Origin of the sequence: Robinsoniella sp. RHS (assembly GCF_001029355.1) — a bacterium.
Taxonomy (GTDB): Bacteria; Bacillota; Clostridia; order Lachnospirales; family Lachnospiraceae; genus Robinsoniella; species Robinsoniella peoriensis.
The window spans coordinates 1-26229 of sequence record NZ_JNGB01000078.1 but is presented as its reverse complement, the minus strand read 5'-3'; the positions used below and the strand labels follow the sequence as shown (position 1 = coordinate 26229).

21 protein-coding genes and 1 CRISPR repeat array are annotated in these 26229 nt (G+C 40.2%); of the genes, 4 read left to right on the top strand and 17 right to left on the bottom strand.

The annotated features are described in order from the left end of the window. Positions 1-18: 18 nt before the first annotated feature. A CRISPR array of direct repeats spans positions 19-1343; the repeat unit is 30 nt; unit sequence GTTTCAATATATCCTATATTGATATTAATC. An 815-nt stretch (positions 1344-2158) separates the two neighbouring features. The 14 genes from RHS_RS21550 to RHS_RS21485 form a co-directional block, all read right to left on the bottom strand. Then, complete coding sequence (locus RHS_RS21550) at positions 2159-2623, bottom strand: VOC family protein (RefSeq protein WP_047834340.1); 465 nt, start codon at positions 2621-2623, stop codon at positions 2159-2161. Positions 2624-2700: 77 nt separating this feature from the next. Then, complete coding sequence (locus RHS_RS21545) at positions 2701-3414, bottom strand: tryptophan synthase subunit alpha (RefSeq protein WP_047834339.1); 714 nt, start codon at positions 3412-3414, stop codon at positions 2701-2703. 4 nt (positions 3415-3418) lie between these two features. Beyond that, positions 3419-4567, bottom strand: coding sequence for an iron-containing alcohol dehydrogenase (locus RHS_RS21540; protein ID WP_047834338.1), 1149 nt, complete (start codon positions 4565-4567; stop codon positions 3419-3421). A gap of 126 nt (positions 4568-4693) precedes the next feature. Then, a complete protein-coding gene (locus tag RHS_RS21535) occupies positions 4694-5491 on the bottom strand; it encodes a BtpA/SgcQ family protein (protein ID WP_027293196.1) in 798 nt (265 codons plus the stop codon). Positions 5492-5509: 18 nt separating this feature from the next. Continuing rightward, positions 5510-6283: a uridine phosphorylase gene (locus RHS_RS21530; RefSeq protein ID WP_047834337.1), complete on the bottom strand. Its 774-nt coding sequence runs from the start codon at positions 6281-6283 to the stop codon at positions 5510-5512. An 87-nt stretch (positions 6284-6370) separates the two neighbouring features. Continuing rightward, on the bottom strand, positions 6371-7321 hold the full coding sequence (locus RHS_RS21525) for a carbohydrate kinase family protein (RefSeq protein WP_047834336.1): 951 nt from the start codon (positions 7319-7321) through the stop codon (positions 6371-6373). A 3-nt stretch (positions 7322-7324) separates the two neighbouring features. Continuing rightward, positions 7325-7891: a cysteine hydrolase family protein gene (locus tag RHS_RS21520; RefSeq protein ID WP_027293193.1), complete on the bottom strand. Its 567-nt coding sequence runs from the start codon at positions 7889-7891 to the stop codon at positions 7325-7327. A gap of 66 nt (positions 7892-7957) precedes the next feature. Continuing rightward, on the bottom strand, positions 7958-8866 hold the full coding sequence (locus RHS_RS21515) for an ABC transporter permease (protein WP_047834335.1): 909 nt from the start codon (positions 8864-8866) through the stop codon (positions 7958-7960). After that, a complete protein-coding gene (locus RHS_RS21510) occupies positions 8863-9945 on the bottom strand; it encodes an ABC transporter permease (RefSeq protein ID WP_047834334.1) in 1083 nt (360 codons plus the stop codon). Before RHS_RS21510 ends, RHS_RS21515 begins: the two co-directional genes overlap by 4 nt. After that, positions 9942-11486 carry an ABC transporter ATP-binding protein gene (locus RHS_RS21505; RefSeq protein ID WP_027293190.1) on the bottom strand — a complete coding sequence of 515 codons (1545 nt, stop codon included), beginning with the start codon at positions 11484-11486 and terminating at the stop codon, positions 9942-9944. The genes RHS_RS21510 and RHS_RS21505 overlap by 4 nt, the downstream gene beginning before the upstream one ends. Before the next feature lie 65 nt (positions 11487-11551). Then, entirely contained in the window at positions 11552-12814 is a 1263-nt protein-coding gene (locus RHS_RS21500) for a BMP family protein (RefSeq protein WP_047834333.1), read from the bottom strand. A gap of 21 nt (positions 12815-12835) precedes the next feature. Beyond that, the gene (locus tag RHS_RS21495; protein WP_044289237.1) at positions 12836-13594 is read right to left on the bottom strand and encodes a GntR family transcriptional regulator; all 759 of its coding nucleotides are present in this window, start codon (positions 13592-13594) and stop codon (positions 12836-12838) included. A 290-nt stretch (positions 13595-13884) separates the two neighbouring features. Then, positions 13885-14643 (bottom strand): GntR family transcriptional regulator, encoded by a 759-nt coding sequence (locus RHS_RS21490; protein ID WP_027293188.1) that lies wholly within the window; start codon positions 14641-14643, stop codon positions 13885-13887. A 283-nt stretch (positions 14644-14926) separates the two neighbouring features. Then, entirely contained in the window at positions 14927-15199 is a 273-nt protein-coding gene (locus RHS_RS21485) for a DUF4357 domain-containing protein (RefSeq protein ID WP_395023269.1), read from the bottom strand. A 568-nt stretch (positions 15200-15767) separates the two neighbouring features. On the opposite strand from RHS_RS21485, the gene RHS_RS21470 reads away from it, so the two are divergent. From RHS_RS21470 to RHS_RS31605, 3 genes are all read left to right on the top strand, one after another. Continuing rightward, positions 15768-16679 (top strand): MerR family transcriptional regulator, encoded by a 912-nt coding sequence (locus RHS_RS21470; RefSeq protein ID WP_047834331.1) that lies wholly within the window; start codon positions 15768-15770, stop codon positions 16677-16679. Between the two features lie 127 nt (positions 16680-16806). Then, positions 16807-17046: a hypothetical protein gene (locus RHS_RS21465; RefSeq protein WP_047834330.1), complete on the top strand. Its 240-nt coding sequence runs from the start codon at positions 16807-16809 to the stop codon at positions 17044-17046. Between the two features lie 418 nt (positions 17047-17464). Next, positions 17465-18655, top strand: a complete 1191-nt coding sequence (locus tag RHS_RS31605) for a GGDEF domain-containing protein (protein ID WP_395023267.1) — start codon at positions 17465-17467, stop codon at positions 18653-18655. A 98-nt stretch (positions 18656-18753) separates the two neighbouring features. On the opposite strand, the gene RHS_RS21455 is transcribed toward RHS_RS31605, so the two are convergent. Further along, complete coding sequence (locus RHS_RS21455) at positions 18754-21333, bottom strand: zinc-ribbon domain-containing protein (protein ID WP_047834329.1); 2580 nt, start codon at positions 21331-21333, stop codon at positions 18754-18756. Positions 21334-21993: 660 nt separating this feature from the next. Between RHS_RS21455 and RHS_RS21450 the strand changes: the two genes are divergently transcribed. Next, a complete protein-coding gene (locus tag RHS_RS21450; protein ID WP_047834328.1) occupies positions 21994-22884 on the top strand; it encodes an AraC family transcriptional regulator in 891 nt (296 codons plus the stop codon). A gap of 212 nt (positions 22885-23096) precedes the next feature. Here RHS_RS21450 and asnB read toward each other — a convergent pair whose 3' ends face one another. After that, positions 23097-24635, bottom strand: coding sequence for an asparagine synthase (glutamine-hydrolyzing) (gene asnB, locus RHS_RS21445; protein ID WP_047834327.1), 1539 nt, complete (start codon positions 24633-24635; stop codon positions 23097-23099). Positions 24636-24872: 237 nt separating this feature from the next. Further along, positions 24873-26229 (bottom strand): DEAD/DEAH box helicase family protein (locus RHS_RS21440; RefSeq protein WP_047834326.1); only part of this gene is annotated, 1357 nt, incomplete at its 5' end.

Genomic DNA, 26229 nt, shown 5'->3' with positions numbered 1-26229 from the left:
CCAAAAGCCTGCCGTTGAGTTTCAATATATCCTATATTGATATTAATCTAGTACTTTCTTAACTATGTTTATTTATTTTCTTGTGTTTCTAATATATCCTATATTGATATTAATCAGAGAAAAGTGTTAATAACGGCAGGGATGTCCCAGTTTCAATATATCCTATATTGATATTAATCGAAAAAGAAATGTTACAGAACTTTGCCTTTTTACCGTTTCAATATATCCTATATTGATATTAATCGAACAGAAGATAAAATTACATATACAGTCCCATCGTTTCAATATATCCTATATTGATATTAATCATTTAGCAATAAAAAAATGCGTTCCTTCTATTACTGTTTCAATATATCCTATATTGATATTAATCTAAACTTATTGCATCAAAGGAGGAACAGAAATAAGTTTCAATATATCCTATATTGATATTAATCGGCATACACCGTTCTTCGCACCACTCCTTGTTTTTAGTTTCAATATATCCTATATTGATATTATTCTATTAGATTTAAACTCCTGTAAATCATCCTCATAAAGTTTCAATATATCCTATATTGATATTATTCAATGCTGTGTTACATCGTTAAATCTCATGTAAATGGTTTCAATATATCCTATATTGATATTAATCTAAAAAAGTATTATTAATTGCAGGGCATGGAGAAGGGTTTCAATATATCCTATATTGATATTAATCCAAATAGCGTTATAAGATAAATGTCGTAGCCAAAAGTTTCAATATATCCTATATTGATATTAATCCCTGCATCTACACCTGGTGTTGCATCCGGCTTCGCTGTTTCAATATATCCTATATTGATATTAATCTATGCGCAAATGCTGTCGGTGGATATATTCCAAGGTTTCAATATATCCTATATTGATATTAATCAGCCAGGAAAGTTATGCTGCAGCCAGGACAGCTAGTTTCAATATATCCTATATTGATATTAATCATATAATAAAATTGGTATTCGCCCCTGATACATTGTTTCAATATATCCTATATTGATATTAATCAGCTTGCGCATACCCCAGTCAGGATGCGCCGAAGTTTCAATATATCCTATATTGATATTAATCTCCTTACCTTATTCTGCTTTTCTTTCTTCTCTTTGTTTCAATATATCCTATATTGATATTAATCCGAGTAATTATTTCCTGCGTCAATAGTATCATCAAGTTTCAATATATCCTATATTGATATTAATCGGTTGCTTGAATACTTTTCCTTTATAACCTGTTTGTTTCAATATATCCTATATTGATATTAATCGGAAAGGGGTAGACCATAATCATTTTCCCGACTTGTTTCAATATATCCTATATTGATATTAATCCAACGCATTTCCCGCCTTCTTTCTTACCACTATATCCTAAAATCCCCACTAAATCAAGGTTTTTCTCATTTTTTACCAAGCAAGACAAAATTTTTTACTATCCCCGCATCCTCCCCCATTTTCCTATATAAAATAAGGCTTTATATCTAAAACACAAATACACCGCCTGGTAAATTTATTACTCTTTGAATTTCTAAAACTATCTGCTTCACAATCCCTGACCCCTTTTTTATAATTACTCTGCCAATTTGAAGTGTATTTTTTATAATTTAGTACCAGCACTGCCCCTAAGGAAAGCCCGCATAAATTTAACTGACTAGAAATATTATCACAATATTTTGAAAAAGCCTGGTATAAATTTTCATATGTGGTCCTTCCTCCTTTGCATAGAGTGAATAAATCCGGTAAATAATATTATCTTACTGTGTCAAATAAGATATTGTTTCATTCCAACAGATGAATTCTGCCTCAGACCATAAAGATAGATATTCTTCATACAATAATTTCCACATATTTTTATATCCATTTTTATAATATTTTATTATAGCAAATGAATGCAGGAAATATAGCACGGAATATAAGAACCCGTATATTCCGTGCTATATCTATAATTTTTTTATTAGATGAATTTTATAGCTGCATTTCAGTGTTGCTTTTTGGTATTGCTTTTTGGTGTTGCTTTTCGGTATTGCTTTTTGGTATTGCTTTTCGGTATGGCTTTTCAGTATACATCTCAGTATGGCTTTTCGGCCCTGTTCTTCGGTTCTGTTTTTCGGTCTTGTATTTCGCTACTTATATTCTTTCACATATCATTTTCATTCGCCCTTTGTCTTCGGTAACAGCCTTCTATCTTCCGAAAGTCGCAAAAATGGTGCATAAGCAACTTCCCATGGATATCCGTCAGGGTCCAGGAAATAACCGGAATATCCGTCATAGCCTCCCCAATCTTTCCACTGTGGTTCCTGGTGTGAACTTCCTCCCGCTTTCAAGGCCGTCGCAAATAAAGCATCTACTTCTTCTTTATCTGAACCGTTTATCGCCAGTGTGAACCCATTATATGGTTTCTTAGGTGACACGGGAAGTTGTGCGTCTTTAGCCAGGAAGTCATACGGGACCAATCCCAATACGATATTGCTGGTCAGCATAAAGGTACACATCTTCGGATCAGAATCCGGAGAAAGCTCCCATCCCAGTGTTTCATAAAATGCAATCGAACGTTCTACATCTTCCACTCCCAGAGTAATAATCGAAATGCTCTGGGCAGTTCCTGCCTGCTTCATAATTCTCTCCTTTCCTTTACCAGACCTGCCGCCGCAGCATGCAATTCCAATCTATTTTACTTGTGAAACAAAACCAGTTAACACTGTGCCGCAAACTTACCAATCATTTTTTTCAATGCCGGAATATCTTCATGGAGTTTTAAAATTGTACTTCCCACAAATGCCGCATCTCCCCCGGCTTCTTTTACCATTTTCACGTCTTCCGGCGCATGTACGCCTACACCACAGTAGATCGGACTCTCAATTCCGCAGGCACGCAGGTGCGCTATGCAGTCAGAAAGCAATGGATATTTCGGATTGATATTTCCGGTGGGTTTCGCCTGCATATAGACAAATCCATTCGACTTTTTCGCCATCTCAATTTCTTCCGGAAGCATGTGGTATTGAACGTAGCAGGATACCCTAAGTCCTGCTTCCATAAATTTGTCTTTAATTGCATTATCCTTTAGTCCCACCAGCAGAATATCTTTTAAATTGTTGTCGAGACAGAAACGGATGAATTTATCGGCGCCGATTTCCTCAACGGTATTTTCATAAGCTAATACCAGCAGCTGGACACCAGGAAGCCTTTTTTGCACTGCTATAATGCTGTCCATGTATTTGTCATAGTCGTCGCATACTTCCAGAGCCTTTGCCATTCTCCCTGCTATGTATTCACCTTCCAGATACGGATCCCTGGAGGGAAAATCAATTTCAATCATACCGCATCCGGCATCTGCATATTCAATTGCCATTTCATAGCTGTGTTCCAATGTTGGGTAACCGTTTGATAAGTAACAAATAATCTCCATAACTCTATTCTCCTTTATATGCCTTCTTGAATAATTCTACAAACTGTCCTAATGCCGGAATGACCGGATTGGTTTTAGTACAGCCATCTTCCATTGCGGCCTTTGCCATTTCATCTAACAGACTGTTATACTTTTCCTCATCCTCTATGATTTCCCGGAAGCATACAGGAATATGAAGCTGTTCATTTAGCCCTGCAATCATATCTGCCAGATTCTCTCCTCCGGCTTTGCGAGCAAGGTCGTTGTAAATCTTTTCAGCTCTTTCATCCTGGCTGTTGAAACGGATCACATAAGGTAAGAGCATAGCATCTCCCAATCCGTGAGGGACGTGAAAGAATCCGCCCAGGGTATGTGCCATAGAATGTACAATACCAAGGGAAACATTTGTAAATGCAATGCCTGCTGCCATAGAAGCATTTAACATCTTTTCCCTGACTGACAGATCCTGGCCATTTTCATATGCCTGCGGTAAATATTCGATAATATCTAATGCTGCCTGAGTAGCCAGAACATCACCGATATAATTTGCCCTGGTGGAAACCAACGCTTCAACTGCATGGGTCAGGGCATCCATACCGGTCTCTGCCGTTATGCGCGGTGGCATGGAAACAGTGACCACTGGATCGCAGATGGCAATATCCGGCATCATTTCCATATTTCCAATTCCATGTTTCATTCCCGTCTCATTATCGGAGATTACAACAGAGCGGGAAACCTCACTGGCTGTGCCGGCAGTAGATGGAATACAACAGAAATGTGCTTTCGTCCTGAGCTGTGGAAATGGATTGGGAGGCAATACATCTTCCAGGTTCTGAAGCTGTGGATTTTCATAGTAAATCCACATGGTTTTGGCAGCATCCATAACGGATCCGCCTCCCAAAGCTACAATCAGATCTGGTTCTGCAGCCTGCATTTCCTTAGCGCCTCTTAACACTGTGGCAAAAGTCGGATCCGGCTCCACACCTTCGATAATGGAAACAACCGCCCCGCTCTCCTCAAATAATCTTTTTACCTTATCCAGCATTCCACTTTTATGCATACTAGAGCCTCCAAGCACAATCGTAACTCGTTTATACGCCAGTGTTCTTATGTGTTCCAGACAGCCCTCTCCGAACAGGAGCTGGCTTCCGGCTAATTTCATAGGTCTCATCATTTTTCATTACCTCACTTTATACTTATTAAATTCTGTTTTTTATCTCTGTCAGTTTCTTTTATTTCGCCTCAGACGGCTTGGCTGATTTTCAGGGAAGCGGGGCGTGCAGCTGGCGGGAATGATTTATCAAACACTCCCTAACCCTTCAATCACTTCCCGCACCAATTCATAATCAATGGGATTTGTAAGAATCCCTTCTTTTTTCAGGCTGGAACCTATGATGGCACCGTCTGCCGTCTGCATCTGTTCGCTGATATTAGAAGCATTTACGCCGCTTCCCGCAAAAACAGGAAGTGATACCGCTCTTTTCACCCTGGCGATCATATCAATTGGCGTTTCCACACCGATTTCACTGCCGGTCACAATAATTGCATCGGCACCGTTAGCCGCTGCCTCTTTTGCCGACTGTTCCACAGCAATATGGGGGAGCAGCATATGGGCATGTTTTACCTGAACATCCGCCAGGATTTTAACATGGGACAGGTTCAACTGCTTTCTGTATTCCATGCATTCTTTAGCACAAGGCATAATGTATCCATCGGTAAACACCACCGTATCCACAAATACCGGAACACGAACAAAATCTGCACCTGTGATTCCGGCAATTGCCAGGGAAGCCTTGCAGTCATTAAACGCTGCATCAATACCAATTGGTATGTTTACTGCTCTGCGCACTTCCATTGCCGCTGCCGATAATGCTGCTATCTGTGCAGTATTCAGCAGTGCACTAAATGGAGTGTCACCCATATTTTCCACAATCACTGCATCCACTCCTGCTTTTTCCAAAGTCACTGCATCTTCAACGGCTCGTTTTAAAATCTGCTCATAATCGCCTCCAAATCCCGCTGTCCCCGGAAGGGGAAGGCAGTGTACCATACCGATTACTGTCTTTGTATTGGTTGTAAATATCTGTTTATCATTCATTTTGTAAACTTCCTTTCTTTATCCTTCATTCTGCATACTACATTTCTGATTCTGGTCATACTGGTATATTCCTTCCAGTACGGTTCTGCAAAGCAGATCCTCCGCATCTTTTCTGGCCTGTCCCTGCAATGTTTCCTTTAAGTTTTCTAATACGGTAGTCATGGTTACAATACAGGTTTTAACTCCCATCAGCCTTCCAACTGTCAGCAGGCAGGAGGACTCCATGTCGATACCGGTTACCTTTAATTTCTTAAGTTCCCGGAAGGTTTCTGTCATATCCCTGCCTGTTTCCAGAGAAAACCTGGAATCATGCATCTGACTGTAAAATCCATCCATCGTACAGTTGATGCCATTGACATATTTTGCTCCCATCCGGGTCACAGTTTCATTCATTGCATTGACCAGTTCAATATCCGCTACTGCCGGATAAGACTCTTCTACATAAGTCAGACTGGTGCTCTCTCTTCTCATAGCTGCAACAGGGATAATAAATTTCCCCAGCAAATCATCCTGCAGTCCCATTACGGTTCCCATTCGGACTGCTACTTCCATACCTGCTTCATACATTTCTTCCAGGGCAATTGCCGCTGATGGTGCACCAATTCCGGTAGAAGTTACCGTTACCATAACCCCCTTATAAATACCTGTATATGTATTAAATTCCCTCTGGAATGCCACATGTACCGGTTCCTCAAGATACTGCTTCAATACATCCACTCTCCAGGGATCCCCGGAAAACAATACGTATTTTGCAATATTAGAACGGTCCGCTCCTAAGTATAATGTGCTCATTTACTACCTCCTTTTGCTTGTTCCATTGATCATGCTTTTGATATTCTTGCGTTACTGCTTTCTTACATTCACGCGTAAGTTCTTTTATTATTCTTTCTCACGAATCTCCCGATACTTTTTAAGAAACTGCTCTTGCGTTGGCAGATTTGTGCAGCAGCCTTCCGCCTGCAGAACAAACCAGGACAGCACGCTGCCAAGCCTGCAGCACTCCACACTCTCCATCCCTCTTAAATACCCATAGAGAAATCCCGCCATATAAGCATCCCCGGAACCTGTAGCATCTACGATATGCTCTGCCTCACAAATACCGATTTTCCGGGTGCGGATTCCTTCCGGGGTTCTCTCATAACAGATGCTTCCGTCTTTCCCCATAGTGGTTACTATCACATCTGCCTTACCGATTTCAAAAAGCTTCGTAATATCATGAAACCCATATATTTTTTCAATCATTTCCCGTTCCACTTCATTGGTAAAAATAATTTTACTTCCCGTTAGAAGCGTCTTTAAAAATACTTCCGGAAATGCATCGAAATCGTCTTTCATGCCAAATACAACAGGCACTTCATGGGCTAAACACTGCTGATAGAACATCTCATTGTCTTCTCTTGCCGCCACCGTAATTACGCCAAGTCTGGCTCCCTCAAATAAGCTGCCATCGATTGGACCGGCATATTTGCTGTCCATAGCACCGGGATAAAAAATAGTAATATGGTCATTATTATTATCCTGTAATAAGTAGCACACTGAGGTTGCCTCTTCTTCAATGACCCGTATCCCATCCAGCGGAACGTTTCCCGCTTCCAGAAAATGCTTAAATCCATTTGCTTCATAATCCCCGCCCACTCTTAACACCGGCAGCGTATTGATCCCCAGCCGATTCAGCCCATAGGCGATGTTAACGGAACAGCCTCCATAATATATCTGTACATTATTTTTATTCGTCACCAGGGATGTACAGCCAATCGTCGCCGGCGAAGCGATTTTAATAATGTGATCCATGCTCACATAGCCGCTGGTTAAAACTTCAAACTCACCCATGCTCTACAACTCCCCCCTGTCCAGCATTTGAAACAGTGTCTCCCTGTCCACTACTTTCCCCAGATATTTATTGATATCCTCCAGGTGCACCTGATTCACAACCTGGGAATTGGTTGCCACACAGTCTGAAACTACATAGCTATTGTAATCCAGATAAAACGCATCGGTAACAGTTGCACGGATACAGCAGTTTGTCTTCGTTCCCACAATAACCACATTCTTAACGTCATTTTCACGAAGCACCAGATCCAGATCAGTTCCAAAGAAGCCGCTGTACCTGCGCTTTTTAATCACATAGTCCTTTTCCTCATCTACTTCCAGCATCGGATCAATTTCCTCTCCTCCGCTGCCTTCAATGCAGTTGGGGCGCATGGATGCTGCTTTTCTGTCAAATTTACCTTTCCGGTTGCAATGCTGTAAGAACACGATCAGTACTCCTTTTTCCCTGCATTTATCCAGAACTTCCTTTATTTTGGGCAAAATCTCCCGGTTCTGCGGATAGAAAACCAATCCATTTGCATCGGTAAAATCTTTCACCATATCTACAATCAATAAAGCCGTTTCACTCATCGCTGCATATTCCTTTCTCTTAGGGGCATATTTGAAAATCCATATCATCCACCAGCAATCTTAAAATCAATGAAATCCCCTCACCTTGTTATTTCTGTATTTCAGCATAGAAACAATGGTTAATACGATACTCATTACCACATAAGGTACTACATCAAACAGTGCTGCTGCCGGTCCCGCATAGAGTCCCATATTTACCGCAAGCGCTCTGGCTGCACCGAATACGATGGCATAAAGAGCACTGGAAACAGGATCTCCCTGTCCGCAGTAGATTGCTGCAATGGCAATAAATCCACGGCCGGCTGTCATATTATTGGTAAAGAGAACCATACGCTCTAATGCCAGGTTTATACCCGCAAGTGAGCAGCAGAATGCTCCTAACAGAATCGCCAGATAGCGGTATTTATTCGTATTTAAGCCCATATTTCTGGCTGCATCTTCATTTTCCCCGACTACTCTTACATAGATACCAAACTTTGTACGGTACATTAAAAGCCAGATCAGCCCGATTCCGATAAATGCCAGATAAGTTATTGGCGTATGCCCGCTTAAAATGTCCCCGAGAATCGGAATCTTATCAATGACAGGAATGTGTATTTTAAAATCCGCTACATTTTTCCAGGTCAGCGTAATGTTTGCAGACTGCATATACTGAAGTACAAATCCTGCCACTGCAGGAACCAGCATGTTGATGGCAAGGCCTACAACGATTACATTGCCCTTCCAGGTTACCGTCATAAAAGAGAAGACCAGTCCAATCAGGATGCAGACAACAAGAGCCGTTACATAACCCAGTACTATGTTTCCAGTTAAATAGGAAACCAGAAGGGAAACAAATGCACCTGCAAGCATGATACCTTCCAGTGCGATATTTAAAACATTAGCCTTATAGGCAAAGATCCCGCCCAGAACACACAGAAGTATAGGCGTTGCATGATATACGGAATCGTATAAAATATTTCCTAGAAAATTCATTCTGCTGCCCTCCTGTTCTCTTTCCACATTTTATAGTGTTCGATAAAACCATATTTTTCATTGAAGAACCGAACTGCCAGGAATAAAATGATCAATCCCTGCAGCACTCCTACAATTTCTTTAGGTACTGCAGTATACATGTTGATATTGTCAGCCCCTGTTTTTAATCCGCTGTAGAAAATAGCCGCCAGCAGGATGCCGAAGGGATTGTGTCGTCCCAAAAGGGCAATCAGCATACCATCCCAGCCAAGGCCAGTTGTCCCGGAAAATGTCAGCGTATATTTAAATGCTTCACTCATCATCTGCCCGGAACCCGCAAGACCGGCAAGGGCACCGCTCAGACACATGAGGATAATAATTTTTTTACGGACACGTATACCGGATGCTTCTGAAAACTCCGGATTCTTTCCAATTGCCGTGACTTCGTATCCAAGCTTTGTTTTCTTCATGACAAATGCCATGACAAGCAGCACCGCCAGAGCAATAAAGAAAAACAGAGTTATCTTGGAATCCCCAAGCCTGGAAAACATGGCTGTTTCCTTAATGGTGGGTGTACAGACATACCCAGCCCCGTCTTCCCGGAATGGACCTGAAGACAAATACTCCAGAATTTTAATCATCGCATAGTTTAAGGTCAGTGTTACAACCATTTCATCTACATGAAAATATGCTTTTAGCAATGCGGGTATCAGGGCAAATAGAACACCGAAAAGCATTCCCACCAGCATACAGATTACTTTGTGCCAAAACGGGCTTCCTATGGAAATCATTGCACCTGCAATTCCGGAAAAGAATCCGCCCAAAAGGAGCTGTCCTTCCACACCCATGTTAAATATATTTGCTTTAAAGGTAATCGCAATTGCCAGTCCCGTGAGAATCAACGGGGAAGCATAATGCAGCGTATTACTGAATCCCTTTGCTGTAAACAGTGATTTTCCAAGCATGATTCCATAGACTTCAAATGGATTTTCTCCAATTGCTGCAATGATCACGCCGCCGATGCCAAATGCCAGCAGAACAGGTAAAAGTGTATTTACAATCTTGGGAAATATGGATATTTTTTTCTCTCTTTTATTCATGCTGTTCTCCCCTCATCCGGTTTTGCACCTGCCATCAGCAAACCGATTTTCTCCACAGGCACATCCGGTGATGCAACTCCTATGATTTCTCCTTTGTACATAACGGCAATCCTGTCTGAGAGACTCATAATTTCGGAAAGCTCACTGGAAATAAGAAGTACCGAATTTCCTTCATTCCTAAATTTGAGCAGCTGGGTGTGAATAAACTCAATGGAACCAATATCCACCCCTCTGGTTGGCTGGCAGGCAATAATCACTTTCGGATGATTCTCAAATTCCCGGGCTATGATTACCTTTTGTGCATTCCCTCCGGAAAGCTGGGAGATCTCTCCCTCCGGATCGGCTACACGGATATCGTACTTTTCAATATATTCTCCGGTCAGGCGCGTGATCTCTTTACCACGCAGCACACCGCATTTACAGACTCCATGGTTTCCAAAGTATCCGGCGATACAGTTTTCCCCGATACTCATATCCCGGCACAATCCCTGCGCATAACGGTCTTCCGGAATGATTCCCAGACCCTTTTTGCGAAGTTCGTCCGGCCAAGCATTGGTCACATCCATTTCACATAAACGCACACTTCCTTTTGTAGACGCCATAAGCCCGGTAAGAACCTTTATCAGCTCACTTTGTCCGTTTCCCTCTACTCCGGCAATTCCTAAAATTTCCCCTTTATGTACTTCTAAATTAATATTGTGAAGAATTTCTTTTTGTTCTGCATTTGTGGTACACAGGTCTTTGACACAGTATGCCGTTTCGCAGCTGCAGGGAGCGGCATTTTCATTGCTGACGGTTAAAACAACATCTCTGCCTACCATCATCTGCGCCAGCTCCTGTTCATTGGTATCAGCCGTTTTCACATTCCCAATTACTTTCCCCTGCTTGATGACGGTGACACTGTCGCTCAGCTCCATGACTTCTCTTAATTTATGGGTAATAACAATAATGGTTTTTCCATTTTTCCGAAGCTCTTTTAAATTTTCCATCAGACGGTCTACTTCCTGAGGAGTAAGCACAGCGGTAGGCTCATCCAAAATCAGTATCCGGACATTCCTGTACAGCATCTTCAGTATTTCAACCTGCTGGCACAGTCCTACCGAAAGATTTTCTACCTTTTCCAGCGGGTCAATCTGGAAATGATATTCCTCAATTAATTCCTTTACTTTTGCAATCTCTGTGTTACGATCAATAAACGGGCTTTTTCTCCCTTTCCACTTCTTATTGATTTCACTTCCAAGCAAAATATTTTCATAGACGGTCAGGCTTGGCACCAGCTTAAAATGCTGGTGCACCATGCCGATACCGTGACCTATGGCATCGGTGGGATTTTTAAAATTGACATCCTGCCCGTCTATTAGGATCTTCCCGCTGGAAGGCCGGAGTGCACCGTAGAGCATATTCATCAGGGTTGATTTCCCGGCACCATTCTCCCCTACGATACATTTAATCTCTTTGGGTTCCACGGATATATTGATCTTGTCATTCGCTGTAAAAGCATCAAACTTCTTTGTTAGGTCGATTGTTTGTATGATACTCATCTACTCTGCTCCTTTGTTTCTGGAATACCTCATCTGGAGTTAAACACGCTCTGAGGCTTTTTCATTTACTCGGTTTTAATATTTACATGCGGGCAGGTTGCCGGATCAAATTCTTCTCCGATCTGTTTGTTCACCACATCGATCTTGCCATCCTGGATCTGCTGGCTTACTTCATTTGTTTTCGTTTTTATTTCATCCCATACAGCGGTATCTGCCACATGCTTGCTCATCTCAGCCAGATCTGTGATACCGGTTGCTCCGGAAGCCAGGTTATAACTCTGCTCTTTATCCATATCCGCAATTTTCCCGTCTGCATAAGCCTGTGTAATAATCTTAACCGGAACTCCGGTGATCTTTAATACGCTGGTCAGCACATGTCCCGGCTGCTGGTCATCCAGATTCGCATCCGTCTGGATTGCAATTTTGCCAACTTCTTTCGCCTTAGAAGTGATGCCGTCTCCAACCACACCTGCGTCTGCAAATACTACATTCGCACCGCTTTCATAGAAGGTTCCAGCAACCGTACTTCCAAGTGCCGGATCGGTAAATCCTGCGTCATATTTTGCATAATAATCGTAATCCACACCCAGCTCTTCTGCAGCTTTGTTAATACCCTGAATGAATCCATAGGAATATACCAGAATGCCGTTTGAATTTGTTCCGCCGATAAAACCGATTCCTCTGGATTTATCAGCCGGAGTCATGGAATATCCTTCCGGGAACAGCTTGTCTGCATTTTCATTCATATAAACAGACAGATAACCTGCCAGATAAGAAGCTTCATGTACATCAAACAGTACGGAAATAACATTGTTATGCAGTGTGCTTCCATCTTCTTTCCGATTCGGGTTATCGTTGAAAACCACAAACCAGGTATCCGGATACTGCTCTGCGATTGGCTTTGCCCCTCCCACACCTTTTACTAATGCATCAAAGTCATATTCCAGGCTGAAAATCAGATTATATCCATCTTCCGCAAGTGCTTCCAGTGCAGAAGGCACACCGTTTACCGGTTCAACAATTTTACACTCCGCTCCCAGCTCCTGAGCAATGGCCTTGCCTTCCGTACATGCTGACTGATTATACCCATTATCATTTTGTCCGGAATTCGAGCATATAATTGCAATTTTCAAATCACTATTTGCACTTGTGTTTTGATTTCCATCTGAATCATTTCCTGTCTCTTCCCCTTTCGCCGCCGCTGATTCTTTTGCCGTACTCTTCTCTGTGTTTTTGATTGCGGCATTTTCTACACATCCCGCCAGCGTCCCCGCCGTCAAAACAATTGCCAGTGCTGCTCCCAATAACTTCTTAAAACTTTTTTTCATTCTTGGTTCCTCCTGTTTTTACTAATTTTCCTGTACCGATGCCGTTTTCTTCTCAGTCACCTGGTTGATGGAAAATTTAAACTTATCCGTTCTATAGTAACATTTAAAATATTCAATGGGGATTTCAGCTCCATTTACGATGCCATAGGTGGTGCATCCAAATAAAATAATTGGCATTCCTTCTTCAATTTCCAGATAGTCTGCAATATCATCCCTTGCCAGAACGGCTTCAATAGTTCTTCTTGCTTTTGTAATCCGGATTCCATACTCTTTTGGAATCACATTGTATAGAGACTCATTAATAAAATCATGTCGGTCAATGCCACTGAAAAGCTTCTCCGGCAGATACGTGATGGTATAATTTAACGGCTCTCCCTGTGCATACAGGACTCGTCCCATACAGAACACCCTGTCATCAACGGTAATATGTAATTTCTTTGCCCTCTTACTGTCCGCCTGAATATATTCTGCAATAATCATTTTCTTAGTAGGGGTAAGCCCCAGCCGCTGAACATCTTCCGTACAGCTGGTAATGGCAAATAAATCCTGGCTGTTCTCATCTGATTTTACATAAGTCCCTTTTCCCTGAACTTTATAGAGGTAACCTTCTTTCACCAGTTCATCAATCGCCTTTCGGACCGTAATCCGGCTTACCTGATAAAGTTCCATCATCTCCCGCTCACTCAATATTGGCATGTCGCCTGTGAATTCCTCCATTTCGATTTTGCGGATAATATCCCTCTTCAGGGAAAAATATTTTGGTATGTGTTCTTCTTCCATCTCTCCTCTCTTTCCCGGTATCTCCCGTGATCTTATTATGTCGTTATGTCGTCATAACCAGTTATGTGTTTATCTTACTCTTTTTTAATTATTTGTCAATATATTCACTTTATTTTTCTCATTTTTGGTAATTAGTAATAAAATTAGATACGGATTTTCTATGAAATGGATAGAAAGATTTAGACAAAAATACCAGTTTTCAGATTCTGTTTTTGACTTCTGAAAACTGGTATGCTTAGATTTTACGATAATAACCCCCCATTTAAGGGACATGCTCTTCGAAACTGGTACTACTTTCTCCGGAGATCTGTTCCCGGAACGACCTGGTCAATATAAAACTTATATTTATCCGTCCGGTAATAGCAGTGAAAACGCTCAACTGGAATCTCTTCTTGCTCAATTCCAGCCAGCCTGCCATAAGTTGTACAACCAAATTTGATCAATGGCATTCCCTCTTCAATGTCCAGATATTCTGCAATTTCATCGGTTGCCAATACCGCTTCAATCGTTCTCCTTGCCTTACACAAAGTCACGCCAAATTCTATTTCCAGCGTTTGATACAGGGATTCCCTGGCATAATCATGGCGTTCAATATGGGGAAATAAATGATAAGGCAATGAAGTAACGGTATAATTCAGCGGTTCATCTCCTGCATAAAGTATCCTTCCCAGCCGAAATACATTTTCCCCCGGTTGCAGTCCAAGCGCTTTAGCACGGCTGACATCAGCCGGAACCACCTGGGATACAATCACTTTCTTCGTAGGCGTCAGCCCCATCTTAATAACATCTTCCGTGCAGCTGGTAATGGCAAACAGATCATGGCTGTTCTCATCCGTTTTCACATAGGTTCCCTTGCCCTGTACCTTATAGAGATATCCCTCCATCACCAGTTCATCCACTGCTTTGCGGATAGTAATCCGGCTCACCTTATAGAGGTCCATCAGCTCCCGCTCGCTGGGGATCGTCTCTCCGGCTGTGTAATCCTCTGCTTCGATTTTCTTAATAATATCCTTTTTAATCAGATAGTATTTTGGCGCTTTTTCTTCCATCTCGTTGCTCCCTTTTCTTGCTATTTTAGGTGATAATTTTTGTAGCTTCTATTTATGTAGAAAACTGAATCCATTTGTGTCCCGATATATAGTTATGTGCGCTGCTTATTCCCGCGGGCAACGAGCCAAACAGGCATGCTGGCATGTCCATCTGGCGGCTGCTGCGAGGTTCAAATACCCCGCCCTCATGACGCTGCAAGTTTGATGCCCTGTTGCTTGTGGCGGGGTGTTTGCCTTTGAGATTCTGAGAACAGTCTAGCATAGGCATAGGGAAGTGGCAATCTTAATTTTCTTCATCACTCTCCAATGACTCCTCCACCTCAATATCCGCAAGTGACTTACCCTGGCATTTCCAGGCTGTATGCCCATTTACATTTCCACCTGTTATCACTACTGCAGCACCTGATGGACTATCGAATTCAATATCAGCCAGTAATTTCAATACACCTTGTCCCTCATCTACTAAAATACCTCTTTCTATAAGTTTTCTGCGGTTATTTCTCACCCAATTTCCCGCAGAATTGTGCTCATCTAATTTTGCCAACGAGTCTTTCAATTCTGTCCCCTACCGGATCCCCTTCTCCAATGTATATAAGAGGTTCCTCATTAATCCCCTTCCCCATCAGTACATATACGCCTGGGCGTTTGTATTCTCTGCGCTGTTTGTACTGGGAAAATAGTGGGCGTGGGAGCATCGTAGCATATATAGTCCGATTTGAAATCTCTAATGTTTTAATCCCTTCTGCGTTTCCATCTAATAAAAACATACGAATAAGTTGTGCTGACATTTGTTATATCCTTTCTCTTTAAAGGTAATGTTACTGCCGATTATGAAAATTATTATGCTTATTCCTAATTCTACCACGTCCATTTTCTTTTCTCCACAATAAAATAAACACAACATGAACTTATCCACATCCATGTCTTTGATTTGTGAAATAATCCTGCCATCTGTACGCCCTGCAAACATTCATTGAAATATCATCAAGTGTATTGTAATATTGAACCATACCACGTTTCCTGCAAAAACATATTAGAAAATAGGGTCTATTTCTACTTTTCCCTTGACATGCACGTTACGTACAGGGCTATACTCAGGCCATAAAGAAGAAAGGAGCACTGCCATGTTAATTAATGAAGTCATCCAACAAGTAGATCTCAGCAAACGTGCGGTCAAATATTATGAAGAACAGGGGCTGCTGCGGGTAGCTAAGGATGGAAACGGATACCGCAATTATACCGAAGTGAATATTCTTACCTTAAAGGAGATTTCCATATACCGTAAATTAGGAATCAGTATTCAGGATATCAAAACTCTCCTGCATTCAAAAGACAAAGCGCTTCTGGAACAGATCTACAACGACAAGTTCCAATCGCATCAATCCGAACAAGAGGAATTAGATGCCTTGTATTCCTTCATCCGCAATCACGATGCAGATGCCGTCAATCAAATCATTGACTATAAGACGATTGCACAGGCATTACAGGATATGGTTCCAGGATTTTATGGATATTACTTCATGAATCATTTTTTACCATATCTGCAGATACAGATTACAACTCCGGAACAGCAGCAGGCATATAAAAATATTATTGAATTCTGGGATAATGCAGATATCAAGATTCCTCTGTTTATAAAATGTATCAGTTACTTTATGTATCGCTTTACGCCTAAATCATCCATAAAACAAATGGTCTCCAGAATGGAACATCAACTGCAGCAATATTTGCATCCCACTGAAGAAGAATATGCAAAACTTCGTGACCAGACAAAGAAAAATGTAAAGTTAAAAAATAGTTTTCTCTATAAATACCACCCGGCATTCATCTCACAGCGTCGTTATATGAGAAACCTTCAGGATCAGGGATATAATGATATTTTCATCCCAAATATGATCGCATTATCTCCAAAATACAAAGAATATCATGATGCACTTATGGATATAAACAATCGCATATGTAAGGACCTGGGCCTGTATTATGATTCAAAATACAACCTGATAATGAAGAAAAAAGCAGAATCCCAAAGTAAATAATGTAACTCCTCCAATGCCCTTTTAGCAGTTTTTATTAATAAAATTATACAGGAATTTGTTTATTTTGTCCTTTGAATTTCCAAATTTATTATGATAAAATTCTTTTAAAAAATTGGAGGGATAAAATATGAAACGTATTAAATCAGCATGTCTGGAACAGACAATTCACTTTATATTAAAAGATGGTATTGGTTCTGCAAAGGCAAAAAAAGAAGTTCAGCAGGAATATGAAAAATATAAAGTACAGCTGGACCATAATAGAACGAAGTATAAGATAATAGAAGAGCATTCTCAGCCGGATGGTTCTATTATTATTAAAATCAAAAAGCAGTATAATAACCATAATTTAGGGGAATATTTTGAATAATTCCTTTGCATGCCCCACCCTGCAGTGGAAATGCGTCAAATTTAGTCCGTGTAGACTGTTACACGTCCTGAATTTGACGCATCTCTACCTTATTTAGAACAAGTACACTGATTAACCCTATAAAATAGTTGATTACAATACCTGACATTCACATAGAAACACATTCTTTTTAATGCTACAATATTCTTCCGTTCTGTTCGGATAAATGCTTCATTTCATTCTTCTACGACTCTCATCATACCCCTTTCTGAAATTATTAGCAGAAGCCCCTTAGATAACTGAAAAGACGAATGTTCATTTCTTCATAATATTTACAAATTTAATATTGCCAACTACTATTCAGATACATTATAATATGGATATCTTTAGCGATTAATATTAATTAATTAGTGGGAACATGGCACTGGGAGGATAAGACGTGGATAAGACTAATAAGAAATTGGATATCGTAGTTCAGTTAACCCCTGAACAGAAAAAACGCTTCCAGGAATATATACCATTAAAGGTCTACGCAACAGAAAAGAATATTGCCATTATTGTAGCGCTTATACAATTGGTCATGATTATTGTTTTTATGAACAGCAAACATCTGTCATTTGAGTTTACGCGAACCATGGGGTATTTCAGTTTGTACGTGTTTCTGTTTGTTGTTACCTGCATCGCAGTTGTTTTGTACCCTTATACCGTGAATCGAAAAAAGTACAGCCAGTTTTTCTGGCTTCGCAGAATTTATACTGCCTGTTTATGTCTATGGGTACTGGGTATCACCTGTATGGAACTGCTGGGCGGCAAAAGTTTATCCGTATACTGCTATCTGCTCCCAACAACGGCGGCATTTTTATTGCTTACTCCCCTGGAAAGTGCAGCAATCTTTGGCTGTACCTGGCTTTCCCTGGTTTTTATTTCCATTAAGTTTGCCAATTCAAATAATAATATGTTTGGCTATATTGTAAATGGCATTTTAGTAACTGTTCTGTCCTTTTTTATTTCATATCGATATTATCGCAGCACCGCAATCGAATTTTGCGACCGGGACATTATTTCCCGGCAGTATGATGAAATACAGAGGAAAAACGATCTGTTGGTTGAGCTGGTTAATATTGACCAGTTAACCGGACTTAATAACCGCCATTATTTATTAAATAATATATATCCGTTATTTGCCAGTGCGCGGACAAAAGGTTACTATGGTATGTGCCTGATGCTGGATATTGATTATTTCAAACAATATAATGATTTATACGGTCATGTTCAGGGCGATGTTTGTTTGCAGAGGATAGCCGGGATCATCCGAACTATCAGTTTAAGAGAAGATGCCTCTCCTATCCGATATGGAGGCGAAGAATTCCTTATTATCAAGATTTCAGAGCAGGCATTTGATGCTGAGAATTTTGCTCAAAATCTACTTTCATCCATAAAAAAAGAGCACATCGAAAGAGACGATGTAAAAGAGAAATACGTCACGGTCAGTGCCGGACTCTGGTATGGTAATCTGAAACCTATGGATCATATTGAGGCAGCGATTAAATATGCAGACGATGCTTTATATGAGGCTAAAAAGGCAGGGCGTAACCGCATTATAAGTTCAGATTTAATCACAGAAACATAAAATGTCATAAAAATATTAGTGTGATTTCTTATAAAAAGATGGAACGCAGGCTTTCATTCACACGTCAAAAAGCCTGTCGTTCCCACTGTATTATCTAATTATCTTCTACTCTCTTTTCTGCAATGCGGACACTGTTTTTTATCTCTGGTTCGGCTTATTACACTTGCTTTCCAGCGATGTCCCTCCTCACAAATCCATCCAACAACTTTATGACTCTTATAGAGGACATCATGGGCATTTAATGTTCCGTTTTCCCGATCATCCCATTCTTTTACCAATTCCGGATATAATGAAGCCAGGGAATTTTCTTTACACACACGGTATCCCGCACAATATGGACACCCCCTTTTGCTTTCCACCTCGTGGGCAATCCTTCGCTGCCATTCATGATGGGGATAGTCCGGACACTGCCACCAGACCTTTTCCCCGGATTTAGCAGAAACAATGGAAGGATTCAGATCACCATTTCTATTATAATTCCAGCGCACTGCAACATCCGGATACATTTTAATCAGGCTTTCACCATTACGCACGTACCTGCTGCGGCATTTCGGGCATTTACATCCCATAACACGATTATTAATTTCGCATTCCCATTCGTGTCCCTGAGGACAGATCCACCATACCTTTTTATTAGATCTGGGACGTACATCCTGAGGATTTAACTTTCCATTCCTGGTATAATTCCATTCCTTAGCCAGTTCCGGATATTGGATAGCAAAGTTTTCATCCACTGTGGCCAGACGTTTGCTGCAATATGGACAGCCTCTGTCTAACATACTCCGGTTAGCCACCCGCGCTTTCCAGGAATGCCCCTTATCACAAATCCACCATGTCTCCACCTTATTCCCGTAAGAAATCTCCCATGGAGAAATATCATTTTTGTCCCAGTCCCATTGCTCCAGCAGCTGGGGATATTTTTCAGCCAGACTATTTTCCTTCGTAAATCTTCTGCCACTACAATATGGACATCTGCCGCTCCTAACCATTTCTTTCACTGATCTTTGCCACAAATGGCCCTTTTCACATTTCCAGCTGACATTTATATGAGAATTTACCGCTACATCATCCGGGGTGAGTTTACCATTCTTGGCCTTATCCCACATTTTAGCAATCCCGGGCTTTACTTTGGAAAGCCTGTTTTCATTACTTACCCGATGCCCAGAACAGTACGGACAATTCTGATTGCGATTCGTTCTCTTATTGGGTGTCGCCTTCCATACATGACCATATTCACATTTCCACACATATGGTGATCCTTCACCAAAGCTGACCATCTCCGGCGTAATAGGCCAATTCGCCTCCTTATGCCACTCCCTGGCAAGTTTCGGATACCTGGATGCCAGGCTGTTCTCTTTTCTCCCATTAACAAGAAGCGTACGAATGTAATGCCTGTCCCGGTTCACATCAATATCCGCATTAATTTCCCCATTCGTATCCAAATAATATTTCACATTAATGTATTTGAAAATTTTAGAAATAACCTCATTCATATATTTATAGGATGCATCCACCTGGCATGTTATTTCTCCGGTTTCCAGGATTTTCTGCTTTTCTTCTTCGGGGCTGTCTTCTGGGCTGTCTTCCTCGTTATTACATTGGCTCTGGCTGGTAAATGTGAACTGCTTTAAGGACTGAGAAGAAGGGTGACCGTTTCTAGTATGGCAATGACTCATATCGTGATTGGTGTTCTGGATGTGGTTGGTGTTCTGGATATGATTAGCGTTCTGGATGTGATAATCACCTTTTCTTTGCATCATACTTTGTTCGCTGCAATGACTCTTATTTTGAGTCCCGGTCTGATTCTTGCACTCCCTGATTGTCAAAATATCCATCCCGTGCCTACGCAAGTATTCCACTTTCTTTTTATCAAATGCTTCCCGGTTATAAATCTCATGGAACACCCCATTATATTCAATCCCCAATTTAAAATCCGGTATATAGATATCTACTTCAAAACCACTGATCATGGCACGGTTCTGGCAATCGGGAAAAAACTTCTTCATATAATAAAAAACAGCCTGTTCAGGAAAAGATGACTTACTTTGCTTATTACATTCCGGACATCCCTGAGCATTTTTTGTCCTGTTAACAATAACAGCCTGCCATTTATGAGACTGGTTAAAACTACATACCCAAAACACCTTTTTCCCACTGTAAGGATGGACCTCTTTGGGATCCAATTTATTCTTCTCATAATCCCATTCTTTCGCCATTTCCGGAAAAAGTGCTTCTAAATTATAGTCCTCACTGACTCTGCTTCCATTACAATAAGGACACCCCTCTAAGCGGTACTGCTCATTTGGTCCCAAAGACCATGAATGCCCCTTGCCGCATTTCCACCAATATTTTACTGCAGAGCGAGGAAGAACTTCTTCCGGCAATACTTTATTTCTGTCATAATCCCAGAAATCCAGCATTTTAGGATCAGTAATCGCTAAATTATATTCGGATGATGCCCTTCTGCGGGAACAATAAGGACAGTCCGTGTTTTTACATCTGGTCCTCCACGCTGGAGACATAGTCCAGCTATGACCTTTTTCACACTTCCATGCCACAGGTATTTTAGAACTGCTAGGTACCTCACCTGGTGATTGTTTATTTGTATCGTAATCCCATTGACTGATCATTTCTTCTTTGTGGTATTTTATGCAGTAGTCTTTAAAAGATAGCTTCATTTTTATCACTCTTCTTTTTTGGTATTATGTTTATGATCGACTGGATCATATCTCATTGTTTCATAATTTACTGTTCCTGGATGGAAATAATATAATTCTTATCTTTATAATTGCTTTTGCTGCTTTTTGATTTTACCTTCATAATTGCACTTGCTGCTTTTTATTATTACCTTCATAATTGCTTTTGCTGCTTTTTATTATTGGTTTTTACTATTGCCTTTCACTCTTGCTTTTCATTGTTTTATTTTCATTGCATTTCATACTTACTTTTTATCATTATCTCATAATTATTCTCCGACGTCATCCTTACTACTTGTAATCGTAAAAGCTATTCGATTTATATCATAAAAATAATCGATCTATAATCTTAATGGCGGACTTTCTTTTACTTTTATTAATAGATTATTTTCTGCTCCTTAGACTTCATGTTTTTTACCGCGAAGATTTTGTATAAATATTGCACATATTTATAATTATAGGTTTTCATTATTGCATTACTAAGCTACAATATATATCTATAAAAGCTGTAATCATAACAAGCCAATTTATTCAGCATTTAAAAAATGACTTATTAAATACTACCAAATCTGTGCAAATAAAAACAGGAAAAACGGAACCTATACTGTTATGATAAATCGACAAAGGCAAAAGGAGAACCACATGGAATGGACCGAAAGTATTAAAAAAACAATTTCCTATATAGAAACCCATTTACTGGATCAGGAAAACATACAAAATATTTCAAAAAAGATAGGAATTTCCAATTTCTATTTGCAAAAAGGTTTTAAACTTATGACCGGATATTCTATCTCAGAATATATTAAAAACCGCCGGCTTTACCTGGCTGCACTGGATGTCATCGCCCACAGAGACAAAATCATAGACCTTTCCTATAAGTATGGATACGTAACACCCGAAAGCTTTACAAAAGCCTTTGTCCGTTTTCATGGACTAGCTCCGCGGGAACTGAGAAAGAATCCTGCAAAAATCAAAATCTTTCTGCCTTTGAAAATAAAAATAAGTATTCAAGGAGGCAATAACATGAATTATACGGTTGAGAAAATGAAAAATTTTAAAGTAATCGGTTTTCAAAATGAAGTTCCCTTTGATACCTCTTATCAGGTAATTCCAAAAACCTGGAATAACTTTGCCCAAACATATCTCCTTCCACTTTATTCAAAAGAACAGCCTGAAGGTGATATAGAAGAAACTATCTGCAATTGCTGTATAGGCGAATATGGTATCTGCATTGATGATCTGAGCTCAGAAGAAAATTTCCGATATATTATTGGCGGTCATTATAACGACGGAAAAATCCCGGAAGGCATGATTATATACGAATTTCCAGAAATGTTATGGGCAAAATTTTCCTGCAAAGGACCTCTTCCCGAATCCTTACAATCCATAAATACAAAAATATTCAGTGAATGGCTGCCAGGTAACAGCGAATATGAAATTGCAATGGGGGCAAATATCGAATGGTATAATAAAGGTGATATGGCAGAGTTAGATTATGAAAGTGAGATTTGGATTCCGGTCAAACAAAAATAAGGTTATAGCTTAGTTGAAGATAATTTTTTTGAATAATCTTTTAAACTTGCTTTACTTGCTTTCTAAAATCAAGTCTTGACTCAGCTATATGATAGCATTTAGGGGGGATTATATGGGGTTTCAGTTCCATACAATCCCCCCTAATTTCAGGTTAAAGAAAGAAAATACGTCATTTACAGCTTCACGTCACTGCAACTATCTAATTATATCTTCTAACATTTCACAAAATATAATTCATACCATACTAAGAATGTATAAATCGTCCAAATCTTTCTCCAGTTATCGGAGTTTCCTGCGATATAGTCCTCAAATATTTCATTAATCTCCTCTACGTCAAAGAATTTTTCTGCCATCTCGCTGCGGAATTTTTCGCGAACATCCTGATTATATCTATCATCTGCCATCCAAATCCGAATCGGCACAATAAACCCAAGCTTTTTACGAAAGGCAATTTCATCCGGCAGAACTTTTGCAGCAGCTGTACGGAACGCCACTTTATTCTGCTCCTCATTAACTTTATATTTAGAAGGCATCCGTGATGCAATGTCAAATATTCTAGTATCCGTAAGGGGCATTCTGATTTCCAGGCCAGCAGCCGTACTCATATTGTCTACATTAAAATAAATGTCCCCTTCCAGCCAAATCTGAATATCTACAGCCGACATCTTCGTAAGAGGATCCAGACCTTCTGTTTCCTCATAAATTCTCTCAGCAAGTTCAATCGGAAGAACATCCGGATCATACTTTTTCAGAATCCTCCGCTTCTCATCTTCCTTCATGATATTGGTATTTCCCACATAAAACGTCTTCAAATTTTCCCCATAGCGTTCCGCGTTACGATACATATTATATCCGCCAAAGAATTCGTCTGCTCCCTCTCCGGAGTAACAAATCTTCGTGTGCTCGGCTGCCGCCTTACATCCAATGGCAAAAACAATAGCAGAAGCATCCCCAAGCGGCTGTTCCATATTATACATAACATAGGGAACTGTTTCAAAATATTCTTCTGGGGTAATCACACGTCTGGAACTCTTACGTCTAAGAATTTCAGCCGTCTGCTGTGCCAGTTTTGACTCATCAAACCGTTCTTCTTCATAACCGCAGGAATCCGTCATCTCTACATCGGACATAGCCAGGACGTAAGAAGAATCAACCCCTCCGGATAAAAATGATTCCGCCGACTCATCCGCCGACTTTACCTCAGGCATAATCTTCTGAAGCGTAGTATGAATCTCATCTGCCCATTCCTCAAGAGACTTACTCTCATCCGGATGAAATTCCGGAGACCAGTAACGTTCAATCTTCAGCCTCCCCTTTTCCCAGACCATATAACGTCCGGGCATCAGCTTTTTCAGGCCACGGAAGAACGTATTCTCTCCCGCCACATAGGTAAGGCTCAAATACAACTGCAGCATCTCTTCATTCAATTCTTTCACAAATCCCGGCATTTCCAAAATCTTACGAATAGACGTACCATAGAGAAGTTCTCCATCTTCCGTCTCATAATAATAAAATGGCTTCGTTCCAAACTGATCTCTCAGACAGAAAAGCTGCTCTTTTTCATCATCCCAAAGTGCAAACGCAAACATGCCATGCATGTGGTTTGCCATGTCGCTTCCCCAAGTTTCGTATGCTTTTGCTAAAATTGCATGCTCACGGTTTTCGCGTGATAAAGAAGGGTCAATGTCAAGTTGCTTGCAAAGTGCTTCCCAATTGCGGATATGGCCTCTGTATTCTTTTATTTTTATCATGTGTGTATCCCTCTCATATATAGTATCTTTTTCTGGTTTGTCGCTTCCAACCAGGATATTTGTTTGATTTACTTGTTTATTTTAGCATAGTATTGAGGATTCAGCAAGAAAACGTGAGAAATATGGGGGATTTTGTAGAAATGTGGGGAGGAAAAATACTGCAAGCCAGCTGCATAATTTGTGCTAAGTTGCTGTATTCTTTCTTCATTTCAGCTATACGCTTGAGCTTTTATTCTTTTACATCTTCTCGCCAAGAAATTTATCATCATTAAAAGTTAGTTCTATTAGCTCTGCTGCGATACTTTCACTTCTTACACGCATTATATTGTCTTCAATGTCTTCTTTTCCCAAGAAATTTATGCTTCCATACCATACAACCTCTCTGTCAATAATACAATAATGTTCACAGTAATCCTCTACCAGATTCATCTCAAATCCTGATTTTCTCATTTTTTCATGCAGTTCCATCCAATAGCCACTATCACCGTATCCGTACATATCCGGCTTCCATGTTACAATTAATATTCTCAATCCGGCTAATTGTTTTTCTTGCAAATATTCTACTAAATCATCCACTTTCTTCCCGCTTATAGCCGGACTTGAAATGATAAGTTCCCTTTTTGCTGAATCTAAATCCTTTTTATATGCAGAAAAGTAATTTTCACCGTCAAATATAGCATTTTCCACTGAATTCTTAGACTCTGCCCCAGTAACTTCCTTGGCATAAATATCATACCCAATCTGCCTATATGCTTTTAACCGCTTATAATACATTCTATCAAACATCGAAATATGGCTGTCAACATAATCGTAGATAATTACCTCTTGCTTTCCTTCATAATCTCTGTTTAGCCTTCCTGCGTATTGCTCCACAACACTTTTCCATGCAACAGGCGTAGCCATAATCAGTGTATCCAGCCTTGGAAAGTCAAAACCTTCTCCAACCAAGCCTCCCGTTGCCACAAGGATCATGCTCTCATTTTTTTTAACCTCGTTCATTTGCATAAGAATTTGTTTATGTTCTCTTTTCGAATTAGCACCAGACAATAAAAATATATGAGCCGCAGCTCCTTGTAATCTGTCATATAATTTCTGAGAATGATCTACATATCTTGATAATACAACTGGAGTTCTTCCATTATCAATACAATGTTTTACATCACTAATAATAATGTTATCACGATCAATATTGTCCCTGACAATCTCATAAGCCTCGTTAGGGTGCATTTTATCATTTCCAAATCTCGGCGCAATTGCTCTTGTAAATCTCGGATATACCAAATGTAAAATTCCCTGCTCTTTTGCTCGTTCCTTAGATGTAAATTTATAACGAATCGGACCTAATAACATATAGTTTATCTTCTCTAATCCATCACTTCTTGCTGGCGTTGCAGTAACCCCGTATACATATCTGGCTTGAACCTCCTGTAAGACATCTATAATTGTCTCTGACGCAGCATGATGACATTCATCCAAGATCACCATCCCATATCCCTTTAGTCTGTCGTGGTATTGACCTTTTTTACATAACGATCCTACCATTGCTATATCAATAATCCCTGTTGTCGAATCATGTGCTCCCTGCAGCTTACCG